Genomic DNA, 8240 nt, shown 5'->3' with positions numbered 1-8240 from the left:
CGGTTACCAAGCCCCTACGCGGTTACCAAGCCCCTACGCGGTTACCAAGCCCCTAGGGGAACCAATTCCTAAGGGGTGGGAGAATTGAGACGCCAACCGGGTTTAACCACTTGACGCGATCGCGCAATCACCAGACAATCATCGGGTGTCGTTTCAGTTACTACGGAACCCGCCGCTACTGTAACATCTTCGCCCAAAGTTATGGGTGCAACAAGCACACTATTGGAACCCGTCTTCGTGCGATCGCCGATTTGGGTGCGATGCTTTTGTACCCCATCGTAGTTGGCGGTAATCGTTCCTGCGCCGATATTCACCTGATCCCCTAACGTCGCATCTCCCAGATAAGACAGGTGGGCGATATTTGTGCGATCGCCAATTTGGGCGTTTTTCAGTTCCACAAAATTCCCCACCCGACAAGATTCCCCGACGCTGACATGACCTCTAAGATGAGTATAGGGTCCGATGCGGCTATTCTCTTGCACCACCGCATCACTCACCACCGAAAACAGCGCCGTGACATTCTTCCCTAACTGACTATTTTCGATCAGACTTCCCGGTCCAATCCGACTCCCAGAACCAATCACGGTTTTCCCCCGCAGATGGGTTTGGGGTTCAATAATGACATCTGGTTGTAATTCCACCGTGTCATCAATCGTAATACTATCGGGATTAATTAACGTCACCCCCGCCATCATCCAGGCTTCCTTCACCCGATCTTGTAAAATCTGGTATGCTTCAGCTAACTGATTGCGGTTGTTGATTCCCAAAATTTCCTGGTAATCCTCCACATCAACCGCCATCACTGGTTTTAGCTGATGAATCGTATCGGTTAAATAATATTCTTTTTGGTCATTATTTGACTCTAGATTCGGCAATATTTCTGCCAATTTCTGCCAATTGAAACAATATACTCCCCCATTAATTCGACGGTTTTGCTTTTGGGCGGTGGTGCAGTCTCGATCTTCTACAATCTGAGTGACCAGGTTTTGTCCGTCACAAAAAACTCGTCCATATCCTTGCGGATTCGGCAGTTGCGCGGTTAATATAGTCGCGGCATTTTGATGGGTTTTATGAGTGTCTAATAATTGTTGCAGGGTTTGGGGGCGCAACAGGGGAACATCACCATTCAAGACCAACAAATCCCCCGTAAATCCCTCTAAGTGGGGGAGGAGTCGTTGTACAGCATGACCGGTTCCCAATTGTTCAGTTTGTTCCACAAATTCTATATCCTGGAACTGGGCGAGAGAATGTTTAACTTGTTCGGCTTGATAGCCGACAATCACCAGACACCGCAACGGATCGACACCAAAACAACTCTTGAGAACTCGTTCCACCATTGACAAGGAACCCAAATTGTGGCATACCTTGGGCAACTTAGATTTCATTCGTGTCCCGCGTCCTGCTGCTAAAATCGCGACTGCAACCATGATTGAGATAGGGGTGATCTGCTACCGAACTATAGAGTTTCCCTCACTGATAATACCATAAGTCGTCGGGTTTTCATTAACGTTAATGGTTGAGATTAGGGAATAATGGTTCATTGTTCATCGTTCATGGTTCATTGCCATCAACGACGGGTGATAAACCCTGAACTAAGGGTTGGGCGGCTATCCCTACCACTTTTGATCGAGGTAAGCTTCTCGCTGCTTTTGTGATGTGTCGGCTTATTTTATCCGATTTAATTGGATCAACGTTTCATTTTTTAATCAATATTTGTAACGGTATATTGATTAAATCAACAAAATTAAGCCATGGGATAAAAATCAGCGGCGGTAAGGCTCAAGATAGATTAAGAGATGTTGCTAATTTTGATCTACCTCAAAAAAACTGATTAATCCTAAATTTTTCTTCTATTCGTTGTGTTATAAAAAAAATACCTGGAATTCCCGTAAAGCAATCGGTTGAGATGGTAGGGATTTAACAACTGGATAGGGAAGAATCGCAATGAAAATGAAAACCATGTATCGACTGCTTATCCCCTTCTGCTTAGTCGCCGCGTTCACACCGACGCCGCTTGTCTCTCAACCGATTATACCCGCGACTGATGGAACAGGGACACAGATTACACCTGATGGTAACCGCTTTGATATTCAAGGGGGTAGTGTTTCCGCAGATGGGGCAAATCTATTTCATAGTTTCCAGCAGTTTGGACTCGATTCCGATCAAATTGCCAATTTTCTGGCAAATCCCCAGACTCGCAATATTTTAGGGCGGGTGATTGGGGGTGATCCGTCGATGATTAATGGTCTTATTCAAGTGACTGGAAGCAATGCTAACTTATTTTTACTTAACCCAGCCGGAATTATCTTTGGTGCAGACGCCCAGTTAAATGTTCCGGCTGATTTCACAGCAACCACGGCGACGAGTATTGGGTTTGGCAATAATAATTGGTTTAATGCTTGGGGTAACAATGAATACCAAACTTTAGTGGGTGTTCCCAATCAATTTGCCTTTAATGTTTTCCAGCCGGGGAGTATTGTGAATGCTGGTAATTTAACGGTAGCCGAGGGGCAGAATTTAACCCTTTTGGGGGGTACCGTAATTAACACAGGTCAACTCACCGCACCCGGAGGAACGATTACTATTGCGGCTGTACCGGGTGAAAATTTAGTTCGCATTAGTCAACCGGGAAAGTTGTTGAGTTTGGAGATTTCTCCCTATCCAAGTAATACCGATGAACTGCTACAGCTAAATCCTCTGGATTTACCAGTATTGTTAACGGGTACAGGGGAAACAGTAGATACGGGATTGACTGTTTCTCCAACGAACGAGGTGCAGTTAACTGAATCGGGGATAACCCTACCCACTGAAGCCGGAACCGCGATTATTTCGGGGAATTTGGATGTATCTATGCCCGACTTTTCAGCTTCACCCCAGATTGGGGGTGAGGTTAATGTTTTGGGCGATAACGTGGCACTTATTGACGCGACGATTCATGGGTTTGGTGCGAATGGTGGAGGTAAAGTAAGGATTGGCGGAGAGTATCAGGGAAGCGGTATAATTCCTAATGCTTTACAGACTTATGTGAGTCACAATTCAGTAATTAATGCAGATGCGCTTATTAATGGTAATGGTGGACAAGTAATTATCTGGTCAGATGAAATTACCCGCTTTTTGGGTACTATTAGCGCCCGTGGCGGATTGAATGGCGGCGATGGTGGGTTTGTTGAAGTTTCGGGAAAACAGGCTTTGGATTTTCAAGGCGTTGTCGATTTGTTAGCGCCTGCGGGTAATGTAGGAACGCTATTATTAGACCCAACAGATATTACGATTAGTACCGCAGCGGATACCGGGAGTATGACGTTTGCTGGGGATATATTTTCTGACACAGCGACGACTCTCTCTATTCTTAATACGACGACTCTAGAAAATCAATTAGCTTTAGGCAATGTCACCGTTTCGACGGCTTCGGGTTTGCCAGATGCGGGAACAATTACTGTGGATGATCCGATTACCTGGAGTAGTAACTCATCGCTGACACTTTTTGCCGATAACGATATTAATCTGAATGGGAATATCAGGTATTCGGGAACGGCTGATACTGCCCTAACCTTACAAGCGAATAACAATATTCTTTTAAATTCAGGTGCAGATATAACTGCCAATACTATAGGAAAATTGGATGTAATTCTCAATGCTGATCGGGATGGGAGTGGCGCAGGGGCGATTTTCCTTAACCCGGGTTCAGCTATCAATTCCAATGGTGGTGATATTATTTTTGGGGGTGGTAGTAACCCATTAATAAATCCGGCTGTAGGTACAAGTGATATACAGGAATTAGTCACTACTTCTGGTGTTATTCTCAACGATACTATACTCAATTCTGGAATGGGTAATATTTCGATTACGGGTAAAGGTATTGATGGTACAAACGTTGCCGTTGGCATTGTCGTCACAACTGGGACAAGCATTCAAAGTACCACGGGTAATATCACGTTAACGGGAACAGGCGGGATGGGAGGAAATACCAATCAGGGAATTATTCTGGCAGAAGCAGACACGACAATCACTTCAGTGGATGGTAATATTAGTCTAACTGGAATCGGACAAGGAACAGGAGATGAAAATAGTGGCATTCGAGTTGATAACTTTTCCGGTGGTATGGGTCTGGTTGTTGAAACCACAGGGAGTGGTAATATAACGTTTAATGGTACGGGCAGTAGCGCGGGGAATGAAGCCAATGATGGTATTGTTTTGGGTAAGGGTAATATCAGAATTCGTTCAGTCGATGGCGATATTAATTTGACAGGAGTTGGACAAGGTTCAACAACTCAAAGTGATGGCGTGGAAATTGCTGAAGGTTCCATTGTGGAAGCGATTGGAACAGGAAATATCATATTAAATGGTACTGGCGGTATGGGTACAAGTGATAATCAAGGAGTACGGATATGGAAATCGTCCCAGGTGCGAACTAATAGCGGGACAGTCGATGTAATTGGTATTAGTGGTATGGGAACGGATTCGGATGGGATTCAGTTAGCTGAAGATGGAGAGTTGGGACAAGAAACGCAAACAGGAAACTTGACGCTGACGACGGATTCGTTGGATGTTGATGATACGTTTAACGTGGTGGGTACGGGACAATTACAGGTACAACCGTTAACTCCAAATTTAGGAATTACGATTGGCGATACGGCTGTGGGTACATTAAGCCTGGATACTGATACACTGGCTAGGTTCCGCAATGGATTTTCGCAAATTATTATTGGTGGCGCGAATAGTAGTGGCGCTATTACCCTAGCGAATAATGTTACATTTAATGATCCAGTGATTTTGCGATCGCAAACCAACTCAGGTTCGATTACGACTACAGGTTATACCTTAACCGGAATCGATGACGCTACGATTCACCTAGAAGCGAATCAAGATATTATAACGGGCGATATTATTAATCCCGGTGGGGAGATTATCCTAACTAGCAATAACGGGATTATCGACACTCATCGCGGAATCCTCAACACTAGCGCCGCAACCGGGGATGGGGGGGATGTTACTCTCACGGCGAACAGGATTAATCCCGGTTCTATAAATACCTCTGCGGGTGCTGGAAGTGGTGGTAATATCAGCTTGAATGGTTCCGTGACTCTGACTCAACCGGATACAAGCTTCACCACCACAGGAATGACGGTTGGGGGTGATATGATATTCACCAATACGCTCAATGGTGTCACGACTGATAACCAAAACCTGACCCTAAATTCGGGTACGGGTAATATTACGTTTGAGGATAGCGTCGGGAATACGGTTAATCTGGGAAACTTAAATATCAATGGTACAGGTATTACCCAATTCAAGGGTTCTGTAACCGTTGAGAGTCTAACCACTGATACCGGGGGTATGACGCAAATTCGTAGAAATGTGATAACGAATGGAGAGTTAGGTCAAAGCTATGGTGATGACGTTACTCTGGTTGGCGATATTGAATTAACGGGTGATGAAATTAATTTTTTCGGGAATGTAGCGGGGAATGGGAATTTGACCTTACAACCGTTTAGTCCTAGTCACGCGATCGCACTTAACGGTACGACTGATACTAACACAGAAACACTAGACCTGTCAGTCCGGGATATCAACGCCTTACAACAGGGTTTCGAGTCTATCACCATCGGGCGTAATCACAGCAGTGGCGCGATTACCCTGGCTGATGATGTGACGTTTAAGGACTCAGTGACATTGCGATCGCCAATGGGTGATGGTTCGATCAATACCACTGGATTTACTCTAACCGGAAACGGTGAGATTACGCTACTAGCGAACCAAGATATGATCACAGGTACGATCAACAATCCAGGCGCAGCGGTGACACTGACGAGTCTGGCGGGAAATATCAATACTGATGGGGGGATAATTGACACAGGATCAAGTATAGGCAAAGGAGGCGCGATCGCACTCAATGCCGCTAATAGTATCACCATTGGGGATTTCGACGCGAGTTCTGCATTGGGAATGCCAACACCCATTACCCTGAATGCCGGAAACCAGATTACATTCAATCGTACCCTGAATTTACCTAGCGATTTCTCTGTGAGTGCCAAGAGAATTATTTTTAATCGCACAGTTGACGGAACTTACCAGCTAAATCTTAATACCGATGGTGGCATAGTTCAGTTTAATGATCGGGTGGGTACTGTGCAACCGTTGCAAAATTTGCGGGTAGAAGGAGAGATTACCACCACCAATCAGGAAGGAATAGATATTACAGCCGAGAATACCATCACAACCGATACTATTACTGCCCCTGGCGGGATTCGTTTATTCAGTCAAAACGGACAAATATCCACAGGTATTCTGGATACCTCGGCTGCGGGTAATAGTGGCACGATTACACTGACTGCTGATGACACAATTCGCGTTAGCCAGATTAATACTCAGAGTTCAGATAGTATCGGCGCAAACGTGGAAATTAGCACCAACCGTTTTTTCCAAGCGACTGACGCTTTCATCGACCAAAATGACATCAATGCCAGTATTTCTACCGCTGGAGGGACAGATGGTGGCACGATTATTATCCGTCACGGTGGAAACGGTATTGTTCCATTTATTGTGGGTAATTCTGAAACCAACGGGACTCGCGGCGCCATCACACGAGGTAATACGACGTCCGCCCAAACTATTGCCCCCAATCAAGTTTATTTCCGCACTCATACCCAAGATCAAAAACGGATACAAATTCTATCATCTCCTATTCCTGCTAGTGCCGATGAAGCACTCATACGAGAACCCAAACCCGCACTCGATACTAATTTAAACCCAGAGTCGTTAAACAATCTAATTGGACAGGGTTTAACCACAGAAGTACAAATACAGGAAAATCCGGAAACAGGAGAAACGAGTCAGGTACGGCGATTTTATACACCCGGAACATCAGCTATCAATGTTAATGATTTCTTAGCCGTCGGTCAAATTGATAAACTCTTTGAAGAGCAATTTGAGACATACTTTCAACAAGATTTGACCAGTGAAATCGTCACCGCCGAAAGCCTGCGAGACACCCTAGTAACTATAGCGGATCAAACGGGAAATAATTCCAGTGTTGTCTATGTCCGTTCACGTCCTGATTACCTAGAACTTATATTAGTCTTGCCCCAAGGCTATCCAATTCGCAAGATTGTCCCCCAAGCCAATGCCCAAGCCTTACAGCAGACATTAAACCAATTCCGCCAAACAGTTACGGATATCAATAAAGCCAAAGCCTACCTTACCCCCGCGCAGCAACTTTATAATTGGATAATTGCCCCTCTAGAATCTGAATTAGAAGCCCTAGGAATTGATACGCTAATCTTTTGTATGGACTCCGGTTTGCGGACAATTCCGATGGCGGCGCTGCATGATGGTAATCAGTTTCTTGTGGAAAAGTATTCCTTGGGTTCTTTACCCAGCATCAGTCTCACCAATAAGCGCTATAACTCGATCAAAAATGTTCAAGTTTTAGGGATGGGAGCATCGGAATTTGCCGACTTATCCCCGCTTCCGGCTGTGCCAAAAGAATTGCAGATAATCACGCAACAATTATGGTCAGGAAAATCATTTTTAAATGAAGAATTTACCCTAAATAACCTGAAACAACAGCGTCAGCAATTTGGCATTATCCACCTCGCCACTCACGCCGATTTCCGACCTAATGAACCCATTCACTCCTACATTCAACTTTGGGATGGGAAACTCCGATTAAATCAACTAAGGCAAATCGGTTGGAATCAGCCGCCTCAAGTTGAGTTATTAGTCTTAAGTGCTTGTCGTACAGCAATTGGAGATGTGAATGCGGAGTTAGGGTTTGCGGGATTAGCGGTAAAGGCGGGAGTGAAATCTGCCTTAGCCAGTCTCTGGTATGTCAATGATGGCAGCACATTGGCGCTGATGAGTGAGTTTTATCGGCAATTGAGTCAACCGGAAGTGACGATTAAAGCAGAAGCATTGCAACGCGCCCAAATTGCTATGCTAAGGGGACAGGTGCGTCTGGAGAATGGTCAATTACACGGTATAGGTATGGGGGGAATTCCTTTACCCCCGGAACTAAAAGGCAGAGGTAATCAAGATTTTTCTCATCCTTACTACTGGGCGGCGTTTATGATGATTGGTAGTCCTTGGTAGAGGAATATTTTTGAGGGAACCTGGTTTGTCGGGGCGGGTTTCACTACTATCGTTTCTGGGCTAACCCAGATGTAACTAAACCCGCCCCGATGTAGGGGCGGGTTTCACTACTATCGTTTCTGGGCTAACCCAGATGTAACTAAACCCGC

At 45.1% G+C, this 8240-nt stretch carries 2 protein-coding genes; one reads left to right on the top strand and one right to left on the bottom strand.

All coding sequences use genetic code 11. From position 1 onward, the window contains the following. Positions 1-68 precede the first annotated feature (68 nt). Positions 69-1427 (bottom strand): bifunctional UDP-N-acetylglucosamine diphosphorylase/glucosamine-1-phosphate N-acetyltransferase GlmU, encoded by a 1359-nt coding sequence (glmU, locus tag ACLFWI_RS22070; protein ID WP_446414701.1) that lies wholly within the window; start codon positions 1425-1427, stop codon positions 69-71. Positions 1428-1950: 523 nt separating this feature from the next. Between glmU and ACLFWI_RS22065 the strand changes: the two genes are divergently transcribed. After that, a complete protein-coding gene (locus ACLFWI_RS22065; protein ID WP_446414702.1) occupies positions 1951-8091 on the top strand; it encodes a CHAT domain-containing protein in 6141 nt (2046 codons plus the stop codon). Positions 8092-8240: the final 149 nt, after the last annotated feature.

Origin of the sequence: Coleofasciculus sp., assembly GCF_046539235.1 — a bacterium.
In the GTDB taxonomy this organism is placed as follows: domain Bacteria; phylum Cyanobacteriota; class Cyanobacteriia; order Cyanobacteriales; family Coleofasciculaceae; genus Coleofasciculus.
Note: the sequence above shows the minus strand (reverse complement) of the source record. Positions and strands in the feature narration are given on the sequence as shown.